A 17,499-nucleotide genomic window follows, 5' to 3' on the forward strand; every position below is an offset into this window, starting at 1 on the left:
CTCACGCCCCCGTGGCGTCGGCGGTGTCCGGCCGCGGCTCGTCCTTGGGCGCCCCGCGCAGGATGGAGTTGCCCTCGTGGGTGGCCTCGGTGGCGGTGACGTCCAGGTCGAGGCGGCCGCTGAGGCCGTAGAAGGCGACCGGGTTGCGCCACAGCACGTGGTCGACGTCGTCCTCGGTGAAGCCCTCGGCGAGCATCAGGTCCGCGACCTTGCGGGTCTTGAGCGGATCGCTTCTCCCCCAGTCGGCGGCGGAGTTCACCAGCACCCGCTCCGGGCCGTAGGCGCGCAGAACGGCGACCATCCGCTCCTCGTCCATCTTGGTGTCGGGATAGACGGAGAAGCCGAGCCAGGCGCCGCTGTCCTTGGCCTCCTTGACCGTGGTCTCGTTGAGGTGGTCGATCAGCACCCGCTCCACCGGCAGCGCGGACTCGCGGACCACGTCGAGCGTGCGGCGCAGTCCGGCGAGCTTGTCGCGGTGCGGGGTGTGCACCAGCGCGGGCAGCCCGTGGTCGGCGGCCATCTGGAGCTGGGCGGCGAGGGCGGTGTCCTCGGCGGGCGTCATGGAGTCGTAGCCGATCTCGCCGACGGCGACGACGTTGTCCTTGACCAGATAGCGGGGCAGCGCGTCGAGGACGGGGGTGCAGCGCGGGTCGCCCGCCTCCTTGGGGTTGAGGGCGAGGGTGCAGTGGTGGGCGATGCCGTACTGGGCGGCGCGGAAGGGTTCCCAGCCGAGGAGGGAGTCGAAGTAGTCGAAGAAGGAGGCCGGGGAGGTGCGGGGCTGGCCGAGCCAGAAGGAGGGTTCGACGACGGCGCGGACGCCCGCGGCGTACATGGCCTCGTAGTCGTCGGTGGTGCGCGACGTCATGTGGATGTGGGGGTCGAAGATGCGCATCAGGACTCCTTGCCGTGGGGGACGTCCGGGCCGTGCGGGCTGTCCGGGCCGTGCGTCGGGGCGGCGGACCCGGTCAGGGCCAGGACGCGGTGCAGGTCCTCCGGGACGGTGCGGCCCGCGGCGGTGCGTTCGGCGGCGTAGTCGCCGAGCATGCGGGCGAGTTCGGCGTCGCCGCGGGCGCGCCGGTCGAGGTCCGCGACCAGGTCGAGAGCGACGCCGGTGAACAGGCACTTCAGTACGGCGTGCCGCCAGGCGTGGGCGTCGAGGTGGCGGGCGCCGTAGGGGCCGAGGGCGGCGGCGACCAGCCGGGTGTCGTTGGTGCGCAGGGCGTCCTCGACGAGCGGGAGCGCCTCGGGTCCGGGCACCAGGTGGGGCAGGGCGTGCAGGACGGCGCGTCGTTCGTCGGCGGTGCCCTGGTGGTAGACGCGGGTCAGGGCGTCGGCGTCGGCGCGGGCCGCGTGCAGGATGAGGACGCGGGCGGCGTCGGCGTGTTCGGGTCCGCAGTGGCGGCCCGCCTCGGCCAGGCGCAGCTCCCACACCGAGATCGGTCCGTGGGCGCCGGGGTGGGCGGTGGCCTCGTCCAGGGCCTGGTCGAACCAGGCGCGGGCGGCGCCGCCGAGCCGGGCCGCGAGCCGGCGGTGCAGGTCGGCGGGCGGGGTGACGGCGGGGGTGGTGCCGTCGCCGGGGGCGGCCGGTCTGCCGGTGGTGTCGGCGTCCGGGCCGGCCGGTGCTGCGTGCGGGCGGTTCATGGGGTGCTGCTCCCTTCGGGGGTGGCGGAGGGATCGCCGTGAGAGGGGACGGTGGACGGACCGGTGGTGCGTTCCGCCGCGAGCCGGGCGGCGCGGCGCAGGTAGGGCAGCGAGTGGGCGGCGTAGCGGGGGCCGGCGTGGGAGTGCCGGGGCAGTTCGACGACGGTCAGGCCCCGGTATCCGGTGGCGGCGAGCGCCGCGAGGACGGGCGGGAAGTCGATCTCCCCCTCGCCCAGCGGCAGGTGCTCGTGGACCGCGCGGCGCATGTCCTCGATCTGCACGTGGCGCAGCCAGGGCGCGGCCTCGCGGACGCAGTCGGCGGGCGCGAGGGGTTCCAGGCACTGGCAGTGGCCGATGTCCAGGGTGAGGCCGAGCGGCTCGGGGTCGCCGAGGGCGCGGCGCAGGTGGTGGAAGTCGGTGAGGGTGGCGAGGAGGTGACCGGGTTCCGGTTCGACGGCGAGCGGGACGCCGGCGGCGGACGCCGCGTCCAGCACCGGGGTGAGGGCCTCGGTGAGGCGCTTCCACGCGGTGTCCTCGTCGGCGCCGTCGGGGAGGGTGCCGCTGAAGCAGTGCACGGCGTGCGCCCCGAGGTCGGCCGCGACCCGCACGGCCCGCACCAGCAGGTCCGCACGGCGCGCGCGGTCGTCGGGGTCGGCATCGAGCAGGGACGGGCCGTGCTTGCGCCGGGGGTCCAGCACGTAGCGGGCGCCGGTCTCCACGGTGACGCCGAGCCCCAGTGCGTCCAGGCGGCGCGCGACGTGCCGGGTGCGGGCCGCGAGGTCGGGGGCGAGCGGGTCGAGGTGCATGTGGTCGAGGGTCAGACCCACGCCGTCGTAGCCGAGGTCGGCCAGCAGGCCGAGGGCGTCGTCGAGGCGGAGGTCGGCGAGGCCGTTGGTGCCGTAGCCGAAGCGCAGCGGGAGCGTGGCGGGTGCGTGCGCGGTCATGTGATGCTCACTCCCCTCATGGCGTGCCGGCGGGCGAACAACCGGCCGGCCGGGGCCAGGGCCGCGATCAGCAGGGACGTGGCGGTCGCCCCGGACCGGGCGGTGAGCGCCGCCTGCAGGGGGACCGTGGCGCGGATGCCGCCGCCGACCGCGCGCTGGGTGAGCGGGGGTGAGGGGTTGAGCGCGGCGTGGAAGTACGGCCGCGCGGCCGTGGCGGCGTAGGCGGCGGCCAGCGCGGCGGTGACGGCGCCGGCGGGCGTGGGCCGGGCGCCGCCCGGGGCGGGACCCGGCAGGCCGGGGGCGGCTGCTGCCCGTCGGCCTGCCGGGAGTCGGATGCGGCGGTGGGTGACCAGCCGGGTCAGCGCGCCCGTCGCCGCGAGGGCGGCGAGCGGGGCCGTCGCCGAGCCGCCGGTGGTCTCGCGCCGGGAGACGGCGGTGACGGCGAAGGTGTGGCAGCCGAGGAGGGCGGCGGAGGGCGCCGCCGCCCGGGCGGAGCCGGCGGCGGCGCCGCCCATCAGCAGGTCCAGCCCACGGGCGGCGGCCATCGCGGCGGGACCCGCGGGCGTGTGCTTCAGCGCCAGGTCGTACGCCCAGACGGTCGCCGCCAGCGGGGCGGCCACCGCGAGGGCGGGGCGTCCGGCGCGGGCGGCGAGCAGCAGTCCGGCGCCGGTGAGGCCGCAGGCGGCGGTGAACGCGGCGGCGGGGCGGACCCGTCCGGACGGGAGGGGACGGTGGGGGCGTTCCACGGCGTCCTCGGCGCGGTCGGCCCAGTCGTTCAGCACCATGCCGGCCGCGTACAGGCACAGGGAGGAGCCGATGGGGAGCAGGGCGCGGGGTCCGGGCCGCCGGCCGGCCGCGGCGACACCGGCGAGGGTGTCGCCGGGGACGGTGAACAGGGCGGGCAGCCGCACCAGTTCCGCCCAGGCGGCGGCGCGGCCGGGACGCGGGGCGCCGGAGGGCGGGGGGTCCCCGGCGGCAGGAGTCGCGGGGGCGGTGCCCCGGTCCACGGGGGTGAGGCGCGGGGTCGCGGTGTGGGTCATCGCTCCGCCCCGCTGTCCCCCGCGTCGTCGCACAGGCGTGCGGCGAAGCGTTTCAGCTCCGTGTACTGCTCCCCCAGGGAGGACGGGCCGTCACCGACCGGGTCCTTGAAGTAGAAGCCGAGTTCGCCCAGCGGGCCGGCGAGGCCCTTCTGCCGGGCGCGGAGCAGCAGCCGGGCCAGGTCGAGCACGAGCGGCGCGGCGAGGGCGGAGTCGCAGCCCTGCCAGATGGTCTGGAGGATCATGCGGGAGCCGAGGAAGCCGTCGAAGGCGATGTGGTCCCAGGCCGTCTTCCAGTCGCCCAGCGCGGGCACGTCGTCGATGTGCACCTCGCCCTCCGGCGCCGCGCCGAGGGTGTCGGCGAGGACGCGTTCCTTGCCGGCGTTCTTCGCGGCGGCCGCGGCGGGGTCGGCGAGGGCGGCGCCGTCGCCGCCGCCCAGGAGGTTGGTGCCGGACCAGGCGCGCACGGCGAGGGCGCGCTGCTGGAACATCGGCCCCAGCACGGAGCGCAGCAGGGTCTGCCCGGTCTTGCCGTCACGGCCCGCGTACGGCACGTCCGCCTCGGCGGCGAGCTCGGCCAGCGCGGGGTGGTGGAGGCCGGTGGAGGGGGTGAAGTTGACGTAGCCGCAGCCGGCGCGGAGGGCGGCGGCCGCGTAGAGGGAGCTGGGCGGGAGGGCGCCGTCCGCGGGGGCGGGCTCGGTGGAGGCGACGTTCACGACGACGGTGCCGGCGAGGTCGTTGCGGTCGGTGAAGTCGCGGATGTCGGCGGCGAAGACGTCGATCCAGTCGTCGTCGGTGCGGGCGGGAACGGTGTCCGCGTCACCGGGGGTGGGGCCACCGGGCCTGATCTCCCGGTCGGCGGTGACGAGTTCGGCGTGCACGGCGGCGGGGAGGCCGTGCGGGAGGACGCCGCCGTCGGCGAGGTGCTCGGCGCGTTTGGGCAGCGGGCAGTCGACGGTGTCGTGCCCGCCGAAGACGAGGGACGACAGCGGGGGCAGGCCGCTCGCGGCGAAGTCGGGGGTCTCGGTGACCATGCCGGTCGGCGGATGGAGCCCGGCGGCGACGGCCGCGCACCCCACGACGGCGGTGGTCGCGACGGACCCACGGGCCCCGACGAGCCAGACGCCGAAGCGGGGAGCGGAGGAGGAGGTGGGGACGGAGGACGGTTCGGCGGACATGGGCAGCCTCCTTGTCGAACGCGAACCGGGTGTGGCGGTGCGCCGGCCCGGCGGCCCGGCCCACCGCCGGCGCTACGACCGGCGGTGTGGCGAACCCCGGGCGGGGTGGTGTGTCCGGTCCGGGGACCGGACGGTGTTCTCGGCCCTCGGGCCGCGGCGTTGCCGGACGCAGGAGCCGTGCGTGGCACCGGGTACGGACCCGGCGCGGTGCCCGGCCCGTGGACCAGGCGCGTGCCGGTCCCGGGACCGGGCCGTGGCCCGTACCCGGGAGCCGGGTGGTGCGTCGTGCACGTGTGCGGGCGCGGTGCCGCACGGCAGCCGGGCCACCGGACCTGCCGCCGGCGCCGGCCCGGGGACGGATCCCGTATCGGGCTCGGGGCCTGGTACGGGTCCCTGCCCCGGGCCGGCGCCCGGACCCACGGGCCGGTCAGGTCACCGGCCCGGAGGGACCGGCCGGAGCCCGGCGTAAGCCGGGGCCGGGAGCGGGACACCGTGCGGGCCGCAGGCCCGGCGCGGTGTCGGCTCAGGACCGCAGGCCACGCTCGGTCCTGCGGACCGGACGGCGGGCCGGCCCTCGAACCGGGCGCTGCGCCCGGCTCACGGGCCGACCGGTGTGCCGGTCCGTGGGCCGGACGGGGCGCCCGCCCCGCGGACCGGCCGGAGGACCAGGCTCCGGGCGGGCCCAAGGGGGCGAGCCGGGCGCCGGCCCCGCGGCCCGGGCGAGGTGCCGGGACCAGGGCCGGACGTGTGCCGGGCCCGGCGGCCCGGGGCGAGGCGGCGGGCGGGGGTCCGGCGTCCGTCCGTCCGCCGCCGTTCCCGGTGCCCTAGGAGGGCAGTTCCTTCAGCTGGATGTTGCGGAAGGACACATGGTCGTCGGCCCCGTGGTTCTGCAGGCCGATGTGGCCGTCGGTCAGGCTCCGCTCCGGGTCCTTGTTGGTGAAGTCGTTGATCTTGACTCCGTTGAGGAACACCTGCAGCCGCTCGCCCTTGACCCTGATCTCGTAGGAGTTCCACTGCCCGGGCGGGCGCAGCACCTGGTCACGGGCCTTGATGTCGGCCGACTTGAAGGAGTAGACCGCGCCGGTGGTGCGGTCCGCCGCGTCCGTGGCGTCGATCTGGATCTCGTAACCCTTGTCGACCGCCGACCACGGGTCGTCGGAGGCCGGGAAGCCCACGAAGACACCGGAGTTGTCGTCGCCGCGCATCTTCCAGTCGAGCTTCAGCGAGTACGACTCCAGCTCCTTGGCCTGGTACCAGAGGAGGCCCATGCCGCCCTCGGACTCCATGACCCCGCCGTCCTTGACGACGAACCTGCCGGGGCCGGCCTGCTTCCAGCCGTCCAGGGTCTGGCCGTTGAAGATCTTCCGGTAGCCCTTGTCCGGCTTGCAGTCCGCCTTCACCTGGCCGGTGGCGTACTGCAGTCCGCCGAGCAGGTGGGCGCGGAAGGCCTCGTCGGCGTACGACTCCTTGGTGTGGCCGCCGCCGGTGTAGAAGGAGCGGCCGCCGCCGTAGGTCTGGCACCAGGCGATCGGGTGGTCGCCCTTCATGTTCCCGCCCTGGTAGGTGGTCTCGTCCAGGGTGGCGAGGACCTTGGCCTGCTCACGCGGGTTGGCGCGGTAGTTGTACCACTCGTCGGTGCGCTCCCAGGTGTCCCCCAGGTGCGCGGTGGCCGGGTGGTCGTGGTCCTCGACGCGCACGGTGGCCTTCTGGACGGCCGGGTGCGAGTCGAAGTACGCGCCGACGAGGCCGCCGTAGAACTCCCAGTCGTACTCGGTGTCGGCGGCGGCGTGGATGCCCATGTAGCCGCCGCCGTTCTTGACGTAGTTCTCGAACGCCTTCTGCTGGTCGGCGTCGAGCACGTCACCGGTGGTGGACAGGAAGGCGACCGCGTCGTACTTGGCGAGGTTGGCGGTGGTGAACTGTCCGGCCTCCTCGGTCGCGGTGACCGAGATGCCGGCCGGGCCGCCGAGGTCCTTCAGGGCCTTGACGCCGTCCTCGATGGAGTCGTGCCGGAAGCCGGCCGTCTTCGAGAAGACGAGGACCTTCTTGCCCTGCTTGAACGGCTGCGTGGAGAACTCGAAGTCGTCCACGTCGTACAGCGCGCCCTCGCCGCCCCTGAAGACCAGGTAGATCTCGGTGGTCTTCTTCGGCAGCGCCCGCAGCGGGACGTCGACGTCCTGGAACGTCTCCCAGCCGCCGGTCGGCGGGATGTACGCCGAGCCGTGCAGCGGGCCCTCGGGCGAGCCGGTGCGCAGCTCGATGTAACCGCCGGAGCCGCCGGAGGAGGCCCGTACGGTCAGCTTCTTCTGCCCGTCGAAGCGGTAGGGGCTGAAGGAGATCCAGTCGCCGTCGTGGATGTCGCCGACCGTCTTGCCGCCGTTGGCCTGTGTCTTGTCGATGACGCTGACGCCGGACTGCTCGGTGAAGTGCTCGGCCTGGCGGTGCAGCGGCTGGAGCACGGTGCGCGCGGTGCCGGTCAGGGCCTCCTGGCCGTTGGCGCCGCCGTCGGTGTAACTGGCGCCGACGACACCGTAGATGTTGGCGTTGGGGTCGTGACCGCCGTCGCCGGGCGGCGGGTTGAGGGTGCCCTCACAGCCCGTCTCGCTGGTCAGCTCGTGGGCGTGGTTGTCGTGGCCGAGGCTGTAGGCGACCTTGACCTTGGAGCAGTCGACCTGCTCCTCGGGGTCGGTGACGGTCACCTTGAACGGCACGGGCTCGCCGAAGGCGGCCAGGCTGCCGTTGCCCGGGATCTCGATCTTCACGGTGGGCTCGGTGTTGCCGACGACGATGCGGACGCTGGCGTTGCCGGTGTTGCCCTCGGGGTCGGTGGCGGTGAAGGTCGCGGTGTAGGTGCCGACCTTCTTGTACTTGTGGGTGGGGTTCAGCCCCTCGCCCTTGGTGCCGTCACCGAAGTCCCAGGCGTAGGTGAGGTCCGGGGAGTCGGCGTCCTCCGCGGTGGCGGTGAACCTGACCTTCAGGCCGGCCGCGCCGGACGTGCGGTCGGCGCTCACCCCGACGATCGGGGAGAAGCCGTCCTCGGCGTTCTCGATCCGGTACAGCGCGGAGTGCTCGTCGCCCTGGAACCAGGACAGGCCGTAGTCGAGGACGTAGAGCGCGCCGTCCGGGCCGAAGTCCATGTCCATGATCTGCGTGCCGGTCCACGGGAAGTCGTTGATCTTCGCGACCGATCCGCCGGGGCCGTCCTCGGTCTGCTCGATGCGCTTGATCCAGCGGCGCCCGAACTCGCCGGCGAAGAAGTCGCCGTCGAACTCCTCCGGGAACTTCACCGAGGACCTGAGGTCCGGGTCGTAGCGGTAGACCGGGCCCGCCATCGGGGACTCGGAGCCGCTGCCGAACTCGGGGACGGAGCCGCCGTCGTAGGGGATCCAGGCGGGCTGGGCGGGCGGCAGGTCGACCAGGCCGGTGTTGTGCCGGGAGGTGTTCTTCGGCGCGGAGCAGTCGAACTTCTCACCGGAGGCGCCGGTGGCGAAGTCGTAGTCGACGTAGGCGTCGTTGTCGCCGGTGCAGAACGGCCAGCCGAAGTTGGCGGCCTTCGTCACCTTGGCGAACTCGACCTGCCCGGCCGGGCCGCGGGTGGGGCTGGCGGCGCCGGCGTCGGGGCCGTAGTCGCCGACGTAGACGATGCCGGTCTTCTCGTCGACGCTCATCCGGAACGGGTTGCGGAAGCCCATCGCGTAGATCTCGGGACGGGTCTTCTCGGTGCCCGGCGGGAAGAGGTTGCCCTCCGGGATGCTGTACGAGCCGTCCTCGGCGACCTTGATCCGCAGGATCTTGCCGCGCAGGTCGTTGGTGTTGCCGGAGCTGCGGCGCGCGTCGAAGGCGGGGTTGCGGCCGGGGCGCTCGTCGATCGGCGTGTAGCCGTCGGAGGCGAAGGGGTTGGTGTCGTCGCCGGTGGACAGGTAGAGGTTGCCCTCGGCGTCGAAGTCGATGTCGCCGCCGACGTGGCAGCAGGTGCCGCGGGAGGCGGCGACGTCCAGGATCTTCTTCTCGCTGGACAGGTTCAGGGTGCCGTTGGTGTTCAGGGTGAACCGGGAGAGGCGGTTGACGCCGTCGAACTTGGCGAAGTCCTCGGCGGTGCCGTTCTCCGGGGCGTCCCCGGCGGGGGTGTCGAGCGGCGGGGCGTAGTAGAGGTAGATCGCCCGGTTGTTCTCGAAGTCGGGGTCCACCCCGACGCCCTGGAGGCCCTCCTCGTCGTGGCTGTAGACGTCGAGACGGCCGGCCACCTTGGTGGTGCCGCCGGCGTCGGTGAGGCGCAGGGTGCCGTCCCGGGAGGTGTGCAGGACGCTGCGGTCCGGGAGGACGGCGAGCGACATGGGCTCGCCCATCTCGGGTTCGCCCTTGGCGAGCGGTACCTGCTGGAACTGCCCCTCGGCCGCCGCCGGTGCGTCGTGCTCCGGGTGGCCGGGGTGGGCGCCGGCGACGGTGGCCGGGGTGCCCACGGCCAGCAGCAGGCCGGTGAACAGGGCGAGCGTGGTGCGGAAGGCGGGGCGTCGGGCGGTGCGGGTCGATGTGAGTCTTCTTCTGTGCACGAAGTCCCTCCGGGAACGGGATGGGGCCGTACGGAACAGGTGCTGATCGTGCGGTGCGTGCGTGGGCCGGGGTGCGCCGTCACCCCGGAGGCGTGGGCGCCCTGAACACTCCAGGGACGGTAACCGCGTTCTTCCGGGGACAACACCCCTTGGACCGCGCCTGGTTGAACTTTTGTCCAGGAGAGGACAAAGCGGATTCCGGGCAGGCCGGACCGGGGACCGGCGGACGCGCGGCCCCCGTCCCCGACCTGGCGTCGGGACCGGCCCTCAGCTGCTGAACGCCGCGTCGAAGGACGCGCTGGGCGGGTCGTAGTCGAAGGCCCTGAGCCGCTTCAGCGCCTCGGGGGCGCCCTGGAGGCGGTCCATGCCGGCGTCCTCCCACTCCACGGAGACCGGTCCCCGGTAGTCGATGGAGCGCAGCATGCGGAAGACGTCCTCCCAGGGCACGTCGCCGTGGCCCGCGGAGACGAAGTCCCAGCCGCGCCGGGGGTCGCCCCACGGCAGGTGGGAGCCGAGGCGGCCGTTGCGGCCGTCGAGGCGCTTGCGGGCCTCCTTGCAGTCGACGTGGTAGATCCGGTCGCGGAAGTCCCACAGGAAGCCGACCGGGTCGAGGTCCTGCCAGACGAAGTGGGACGGGTCGAAGTTCAGCCCGAACGCCGGGCGGCGGTCCACCGCGTCGAGGGCGCGCACGGTGGTCCAGTAGTCGTAGGCGATCTCGCTGGGGTGGACCTCGTGGGCGAAGCGCACGCCTTCGGCGTCGAAGACGTCGAGGATCGGGTTCCAGCGCTCGGCGAAGTCCTCGTACCCGCGCTCGATCATCGACTCGGGGGCGGGCGGGAACATGGCGACCAGGTGCCAGATGGCGGAGCCGGTGAACCCGATGACGGTGTCGACGCCGAGGAGGGCCGCCGCGCGCGCGGTGTCCTTGATCTCGGCGGCGGCCCGCTGCCGTACGCCTTCGGGCTCGCCGTCGCCCCAGATGCGGGCGGGCAGGATGCCCTGGTGGCGTTCGTCGATGATGGCGTCGCAGACGGCCTGGCCGACCAGGTGGTTGGAGACCGCCCAGCACTTCAGGCCGTACTTCTCCAGGAGCTGGTGGCGGCCGGCCACGTAGGAGGGGTCGGCGAGGGCCTTGTCCACCTCGAAGTGGTCGCCCCAGCAGGCGAGTTCGAGGCCGTCGTAGCCGAAGTCACGGGCGAGCCGGCAGACCTCCTCCAGCGGAAGGTCGGCCCACTGGCCGGTGAACAGGGTGAAGTTGCGCGGCATCCGTATCCGTCCTCCTCAGGCGGCGATCGGGGTGTAGACGGCGTTCTTCTCGGCGCTCTCCTCCACCGCCGCGAGGACGCGCTGCACCTGGAGTCCGTCCGCGAAGGACGGTTCCGGGACGCGGCCCTCGGCGATGGCGTGCACCAGGTCGCGGGCCTGGTGGGCGAAGGTGTGCTCGTAGCCGAGTCCGTGGCCGGGCGGCCACCAGGCGTCCAGGTAGGGGTGGTCGGGCTCGGTGACGAGGATGCGGCGGAAGCCGCCGTGCGTGGCGTTTCCGGTGCCGTCGTGGTACTCGAGCTCGTTGAGCCGTTCCAGGTCGAAGGCGAGCGAGCCGCGTTCGCCGTTGAGTTCGATGCGCAGGGCGTTCTTGCGTCCGGTGGCGTACCGGGTGGCTTCGAAGGACGCGAGGGCGCCGGAGGCGAACCGGCCGGTGAACACGGCGGCGTCGTCGACGGTGACCGGCCCGGTGCCGGCCGCGGAGACTGTGGCCAGGCCGCTGCTCGACGCGGTGGGCAGCGGCCGCTCGCGGACGAACGTCTCGGTGAGCGCGGAGACGCCCGCGAGCCGCTCGCCGGCCAGGTACTGGGCGAGGTCGACGATGTGCGCGCCGAGGTCGCCGAGCGAGCCGGATCCCGCCTGCTCGCGGCGGAGCCGCCAGGTGAGCGGGAACTGCGGGTCCACCAGCCAGTCCTGGAGGTACGCCACCCGCACGTGCCGCAGGGTGCCGACGCGGCCCTCCTCCACCATCCGCCGGGCCAGCGCGGTGGCGGGCACCCGGCGGTAGTTGAAGCCGACCATGGCCGCCTGGCCGCGGGCCCGCGCCTCCTGGGCCGCGCGGGCCATCGCCTCGGCCTCCGCGACGGTGTTGGCGAGGGGCTTCTCGCACAGCACGTGCTTGCCCGCGGCCAGCGCGGCCAGCGCGATCTCGGCGTGGCTGTCGCCGGGGGTGCAGATGTCGACGAGGTCGACGTCGTCGCGCTCCACCAGGGCCCGCCAGTCGGTCTCGGCCTCCGCCCAGCCGTGCCGGTCGGCCGCCGCCCGCACGGCGTCGGCGTCCCGGCCGCAGATCACGGCCATCTCGGGGCGGAGCGGCAGGTCGAAGACGCGTCCCACGGTGCGCCAGCCCTGGGAATGGGCGGCGCCCATGAAGGCGTAGCCGACCATGCCGACACGCAGCGGCGGCTTCCCCGTTCCCGCCCCTTCGGACGCTTGCGGCTGTGCCATTCGGATGTCCTCCTCGTCGTCGTGGCGGGCGGGGCGGTCCCCGCCCGGTGGGCTGGTCAGGCCCGTGGGGCGGGGCTGCTCACCTGAACCCGGTGGGCATGTACTGGTCGACGTTGTCCTTGTCGACGACGGCCGAGTAGCAGGTCACCGACGAGGGGATCTCGAACTCGGCCAGGCCGCCGACGCCCTTGCCCTGGCCGAGGGCGCGGGCGAGGTCGATCGCGGAGGCGGCCATCGTCGGCGGGTACAGGACCGTGGCCTTCAGGACACCGTTGTCGGCCTTGATGGCCTCGAACGCGGAGAGCGCGCCGGCGCCGCCGACCATCAGGAAGTCGTCGCGGCCGGCCTGCTCGATGGCGCGCAGCGCGCCCACGCCCTGGTCGTCGTCGTGGTTCCACAGCGCGTCGAACCGCGACTGCGCCTGCAGCAGCTGCGCCATCTTGGCCTGGCCGGACTCGACGGTGAACTCGGCGGCCTGGCGGGCCACCTTGCGGATGTTCGGGTAGTTCTTCAGCGCGTCGTCGAAGCCCTGGGTGCGCTGCTTGGTCAGCTCCAGGTTGTCCAGGCCGGCCAGCTCGATCACCTTGGCGTCGGGCTTGTCCTTGAGCTTCTCGCCGATGTAGTGGCCGGCGTTGAGGCCCATGCCGTAGTTGTCGCCGCCGACCCAGCAGCGGTACGCCTGCGGGGTGTTGAAGACGCGGTCGAGGTTGACGACGGGGATGCCGGCGCGCATCGCCTTCAGCCCGACCTGGGTGAGCGCCTTGCCGTCGGCGGGCAGGATCACCAGGACGTCGACCTTCTTGTTGATGAGGGTCTCGATCTGGCCGATCTGCTGGGCGGTGTCGTTGGAGCCCTCGGTGCTCTCCAGGGTGACGTCGGAGTACTTCTCGGCGCGCTGCTTGGCGTTGTCGTTGATGGCGTTGAGCCAGCCGTGGTCGGCCTGCGGTCCGGCGAAGCCGATGGTGACCTGCTTGCCGGGCTTGTCGTCGGCGGCCGGCTGGTTGTTCGCGGCGGACTCGTCGCCGCCGCTGGGCTCGTTGCTGGTGCAGCCGGTGACGAGGGCGCCGGCGGAGACGGCGGCGGCTCCGAAGAGGAGTCCTCTGCGGCTGGTGAACGTCGGCTCTGGCATGGCGGTGAACCCTTCCCTCAGGTCGTGCTCGCGGTACGCCGCTGGACCAGCACGGCGGCGACGATGATCGCGCCCTTGGCGATCTGCTGGACGTCGGTCTGCAGGTTGTTCAGGGCGAAGATGTTGGTGATGGTGGTGAAGATCAGGACGCCGAGGACGGAGCCGACGATGGTGCCGCGGCCCCCGGTGAGCAGGGTGCCTCCGATGATCGCGGCGGCGATGGCGTCGAGTTCGTAGAGGTTGCCGTTGGTGTTCTGGCCGGATCCGGACAGAACGATCAGCAGGAAGGCGGCGATGCCGCAGCACAGCCCGGACAGCAGGTACAGGTAGAGCCGCTGGCGGCGCACGTCGATGCCGGCCAGCCGGGCGGCCTCCGCGTTGCCTCCGACGGCGACGGAGCGGCGGCCGAAGGTGGTGCGGTTGAGCACCAGCCAGCCGACGACGGTGACCGCGGCGAACACCAGCACCAGCGGGGGGACGCCCAGCACGTAGGAGTCGCGCTCGCCGAGGTCGAGGACGCTGTCGACGGTGACGATCTGCGTCCGCCCGTCGGTGATCTGCAGGGCGAGACCGCGGGCGGAGGCGAGCATGGCGAGGGTGGCGATGAACGGCACCATCCCGCCGTACGCGATGAGCACCCCGTTGACCAGGCCGCAGCCGAGTCCCACCAGGACGGCGGTGAAGAGGATGCCGGCGAAGCCGTACTCCTGGGTGGCGACGGTGGTGGCCCACACCGAGGCGAGGGCGACGATCGCGCCGACCGACAGGTCGATGCCGCCGGAGATGATCACGAAGGTCATGCCGACGGTGACGACGCCGATGACGGAGGCCTGGGTGAGGACCAGCTGGAGGTTGCGGGTGTCCAGGAACTCGTCCGGCTTGGTGATGCCGCCGATCAGGATCAGCACGGCGAGCACGCCGAGCAGGGACAGGGTGCGCACGTCGGCGCGGAACAACACGGCCCGCCAGGCGGGCCGTTCGCCGGCCGGCGCTGCCTTGGGGGTGCTGTCCCGCGGCGGGGAGACGTTCTGCGTCATGACGCCGGGCTTCCTTCCATGACCAGGTCGAGTACACGGTGTTCGTCGAGTTCGCGGGCGGGCGCCGTGTGGACGACGGAGCCCTCGCGCAGCACCAGGACGCGGTCGGCGAGGCCCAGGACCTCGGGCACCTCGCTGGAGACCAGCAGCACGGCGAGCCCTTCGTCCGCCAGCCGCCGTACGACCGCGTACAGTTCGGCGCGGGCGCCGACGTCGACGCCGCGGGTGGGTTCGTCGAGCAGCAGCACCCGGCAGCCGCGCAGCAGCCAGCGGGCGAGCACGGCCTTCTGCTGGTTGCCGCCGGACAGGGTGCGCACGGGCACGTCGGGGTTGTCGGGCCGCAGGGACAGCTCCCGGACCGCCGCGCGCGCCGCCCCCAGTTCGGCGCCGCGGTCGATCCAGCCGGCCCGCGCGAAGCGGGACATGGAGGAGACGGACACGTTGCGGGTGACCGACTCCAGCATCAGCAGGGCCTGCGCCTTGCGTTCCTCGGGTGCGAGGCCCAGTCCGGCGCGGACGGCCGCGCGGACGCTGCCGGGGCGGAGCGGTTTTCCGTCGACCAGGACGCGGCCGGTGTCGGGCTTGCGGGCGCCGTAGATCGTCTCGAGGATCTCCGACCGTCCGGACCCGACGAGTCCGGCGAGGCCGACGATCTCGCCGGGGCGGACGTGGAGGTCGAGCGGGGCGAACTCCCCGCGCCTGGAGAGGTTTTCGACGGTGAGGACCGGATCGCCCGCGGCCGGCGGGGCGGCGGGGCGGGGCGGGAAGACGTACTCGACGGTGCGGCCCGTCATCAGCGACACCACCTCGCTGGTCGGCGTCGACCTGGCGGGCAGCCCGCGGGCCACGGCCCGGCCGTCCTTCAGCACGGTCACGCGGTCGCCGATGCGGCGGATCTCCTCCAGGCGGTGGGAGATGTAGACCACGGCGACGCCGGCGGCGGTCAGGTCGCCGACGATGCGGAAGAGGTTGTCGACCTCGTCCGGGTCGAGGGCGGCGGACGGCTCGTCCATCACGATGAGCCGTACGTCGTGGGAGAGGGCACGCGCCATGGACACGATCTGCTGGTGCGCGGCGGACAGGTCGCCGACCAGGCGGCCGGGGTCGATCTCCGGGTGCCCGAGGCGCTTCAGCAGTTCGGCGGTGGACGCCTTGGCGGCCCGGCCGCGGACGACGAATCCGGCGGTGGTGGGTTCGTGGCCGAGGTGGACGTTCTCCGCGACCGACAGGTGCTCCACCAGGTCGAGTTCCTGGTAGATGGTGGCGATGCCGAGGCGCATGGCGGCGATCGGCGAGCGCAGGGTGACGTCGTCACCGCGCCAGCGGATCGTGCCCGTGTCGGGCTGGTGGGCGCCGGCCAGCACCTTGATCAAGGTGGACTTCCCGGCGCCGTTCTGGCCGAGCAGACAGTGCACCTCGCCGGCCTGGACGTCGAGGTCCACGCCGTCCAGCGCCCGGACTCCCGGGAACGACTTGGTGATGCCGGACATGCTGAGCAGGGGTGGTTCTGATGCCATGCGGATTCCCCTCGGCGGGCGTGGGCCGGCGGCCCCTCACGGGACCGGCTCTCGGGCCCCTCGCGGGACAAGCGGTGTCTGGCCCCTCGCGGGGCCGGCTTTCCTGGCCCCCTCCGGGGCGCGCGTTTTCGGGCAGGGCGGAGCAGAGCGGCGGCGGTTGTGCGGTGTCGGGGCGGGTGGTGCGGCTCGTACCGGAGCGGGACGGCGCCCGCGCCGGCGGGTGGTACGGCCCGCACCGGAGCGGACGGCTTCCGTCTCGGCGGGGCGTGCTGTTCTCGGCGGGTCGTACTGTTCGCGCCGGTGCGGCTGGCGGTCGCACCGGCGAGGTGGTGCCTTGCACGCCGGTACGGGGCTGGGACCCGTGCCGGCGGGTGGTGCAGTCCGGATCGGTGCGGGCGGGCCCGCGCCGAGTGGTGCTGGCGCCGGGGCTGGCGAACCCTCCCCGGATGGTGCTGGCGCCGGGGCTGGCGAACCCTCCCCGGGTGGTGCTGGCGCCGGGGCTGGCGAACCCTCCCCGGGTGGTGCTGGCGCCGGGGCTGGCGAACCCTCCCCGGATGGTGCTGGACACCGGAGCGGGCGAACCCTCCCCGGATGGTGCTGGGCGCCGGTGCGGCGGGCCGCCGTGCCGGCGTCGGCTCAGGCGGGTGAGAACAGGTGGTCGCTGATGAGGCGGGCCGCGCCGATGACTCCGGCGGTGGGGCCCAGCTCCCCCAGGACGATGGGCAGGTTGCCCGTCGCCAGGGGCAGCGACCCGCGGTAGACCTGGGTACGGATCGCGGCGAGCAGGGTGTGGCCGAGACCGGTCACCCCGCCGCCGATCACCACCAGGCCCGGGTTGAAGAAGCTGACCAGGCCGGCGATGACCTGGCCGGTGCGGTTCCCGCCCTCGCGGATCAGGTCGAGGGCGGTGGCGTCACCGGCGGCGGCCGCGGCGGCGACGTCGACGGCGCTGAGCGTGCCGTTCGCCTCCAGCCGGGCGGCGAGTTCGGGCGAGAGCCGCTGCTCGGCGGCCTCCGTCGCGTCCCGTGCGAGGGCCGCGCCGGAGAAGTGCGCCTCCAGGCAGCCCCGGTTGCCGCAGGCGCACGGGCGTCCGTCGGGCACGGCCTGGATGTGCCCGATGTCGCCCGCGCTGCCCGTCGTACCGCGGTAGACCTCACCGCCGACGACGATGCCGCAGCCGATGCCGGTGCCGATCTTGACGCAGAGGAAGTCGGCGACGGTGCGGGCGACGCCCGCGTGCTGCTCCCCCAGCGCCATGAGGTTCACGTCGTTGTCGACCATGACCGGGCAGCCGAGTTCCTGGCTGAGCGCCTCCCGCACCGGGAAGCCGTCCCAGCCGGGCATGATCGGCGGCGCGACCGGGATGCCCTCGGGGAAGCGGACCGGCCCGGGGACGCCGATGCCGGCGCCGTCGAACCCTTCCGCGAGCCCGGTGGCCTTCAGCTTGGCGGCCATGACCAGCACCTGCTCGAAGACCGCGACCGGCCCCTCGCGCACGTCCATCGGCTGGTTGATGTGCCCGAGGATCTCCAGCTCGGCGTTGGTGACGGCGACGTCGACCGAGGTCGCGCCGATGTCGACGCCGAGGAAGCGCAGGTGCGGGTTGAGACGGATGTTGTGGGAGCGGCGGCCGCCGCGCGAGGCGGCGAGTCCGTCGGCCACGACGAGTTCCGTCTCCAGCAGCCGGTCCACCTCCACGGCCAGCTTCGACCGGGACAGGTCGACCTGGTCGCCCAGCTGGGCACGGGAGTTGGGTCCGCCGTCGCGCAGCAGCCTGAGCAGTCGTGCCTGATGGGCGTTCGCGGGTCGCGCTGTCATGCGTCTCACGAGCCCCTCCCCGCCTCATCGGCTGTGCGCGCCGGATTCCGGCCACGTGTGTGGCGTGCTTTCGGAGGGGAAAGTAGCAGCGCCTGCCGGAGGTGGGAAGAAGTCGCGCAGGAATTGGCCCCTACTTTTTCCACTCTCAGGACAAAGAG

At 73.5% G+C, this 17,499-nt stretch carries 12 protein-coding genes; all 12 read right to left on the minus strand.

All coding sequences use genetic code 11. The annotated features are described in order from the left end of the window. Position 1: 1 nt before the first annotated feature. Positions 2 to 892: a TatD family hydrolase gene (locus tag C1708_RS04930; protein ID WP_106411490.1), complete on the minus strand. Its 891-nt coding sequence runs from the start codon at positions 890 to 892 to the stop codon at positions 2 to 4. Continuing rightward, positions 892 to 1,641, minus strand: coding sequence for an EboA domain-containing protein (locus tag C1708_RS04935; RefSeq protein ID WP_106411491.1), 750 nt, complete (start codon positions 1,639 to 1,641; stop codon positions 892 to 894). Before C1708_RS04935 ends, C1708_RS04930 begins: the two co-directional genes overlap by 1 nt. Beyond that, positions 1,638 to 2,585 carry a sugar phosphate isomerase/epimerase family protein gene (locus C1708_RS04940; RefSeq protein WP_106411492.1) on the minus strand — a complete coding sequence of 316 codons (948 nt, stop codon included), beginning with the start codon at positions 2,583 to 2,585 and terminating at the stop codon, positions 1,638 to 1,640. The genes C1708_RS04935 and C1708_RS04940 overlap by 4 nt, the downstream gene beginning before the upstream one ends. Continuing rightward, the gene (locus C1708_RS04945; RefSeq protein WP_106411493.1) at positions 2,582 to 3,625 is read right to left on the minus strand and encodes an SCO3242 family prenyltransferase; all 1,044 of its coding nucleotides are present in this window, start codon (positions 3,623 to 3,625) and stop codon (positions 2,582 to 2,584) included. Before C1708_RS04945 ends, C1708_RS04940 begins: the two co-directional genes overlap by 4 nt. After that, positions 3,622 to 4,800 (minus strand): inositol-3-phosphate synthase, encoded by a 1,179-nt coding sequence (locus C1708_RS04950; RefSeq protein WP_106411494.1) that lies wholly within the window; start codon positions 4,798 to 4,800, stop codon positions 3,622 to 3,624. The genes C1708_RS04945 and C1708_RS04950 overlap by 4 nt, the downstream gene beginning before the upstream one ends. Positions 4,801 to 5,624: 824 nt before the next feature. After that, complete coding sequence (locus C1708_RS04955; protein WP_106411495.1) at positions 5,625 to 9,350, minus strand: ThuA domain-containing protein; 3,726 nt, start codon at positions 9,348 to 9,350, stop codon at positions 5,625 to 5,627. Between the two features lie 267 nt (positions 9,351 to 9,617). Next, a complete protein-coding gene (locus tag C1708_RS04960) occupies positions 9,618 to 10,616 on the minus strand; it encodes a sugar phosphate isomerase/epimerase family protein (RefSeq protein WP_106411496.1) in 999 nt (332 codons plus the stop codon). Between the two features lie 15 nt (positions 10,617 to 10,631). Further along, positions 10,632 to 11,840, minus strand: a complete 1,209-nt coding sequence (locus tag C1708_RS04965; protein WP_198602400.1) for a Gfo/Idh/MocA family protein — start codon at positions 11,838 to 11,840, stop codon at positions 10,632 to 10,634. Positions 11,841 to 11,919: 79 nt separating this feature from the next. Beyond that, the gene (locus tag C1708_RS04970) at positions 11,920 to 12,969 is read right to left on the minus strand and encodes a substrate-binding domain-containing protein (RefSeq protein WP_106411498.1); all 1,050 of its coding nucleotides are present in this window, start codon (positions 12,967 to 12,969) and stop codon (positions 11,920 to 11,922) included. Positions 12,970 to 12,986: 17 nt separating this feature from the next. After that, complete coding sequence (locus C1708_RS04975; RefSeq protein ID WP_106411499.1) at positions 12,987 to 14,006, minus strand: ABC transporter permease; 1,020 nt, start codon at positions 14,004 to 14,006, stop codon at positions 12,987 to 12,989. Then, positions 14,003 to 15,523 (minus strand): sugar ABC transporter ATP-binding protein, encoded by a 1,521-nt coding sequence (locus tag C1708_RS04980; RefSeq protein ID WP_106411500.1) that lies wholly within the window; start codon positions 15,521 to 15,523, stop codon positions 14,003 to 14,005. Before C1708_RS04980 ends, C1708_RS04975 begins: the two co-directional genes overlap by 4 nt. Before the next feature lie 636 nt (positions 15,524 to 16,159). Then, complete coding sequence (locus C1708_RS04985) at positions 16,160 to 17,341, minus strand: ROK family protein (protein WP_106411501.1); 1,182 nt, start codon at positions 17,339 to 17,341, stop codon at positions 16,160 to 16,162. Positions 17,342 to 17,499: the final 158 nt, after the last annotated feature.

Source organism: Streptomyces sp. DH-12 (assembly GCF_002899455.1).
Classification (GTDB): Bacteria; Actinomycetota; Actinomycetes; order Streptomycetales; family Streptomycetaceae; genus Streptomyces.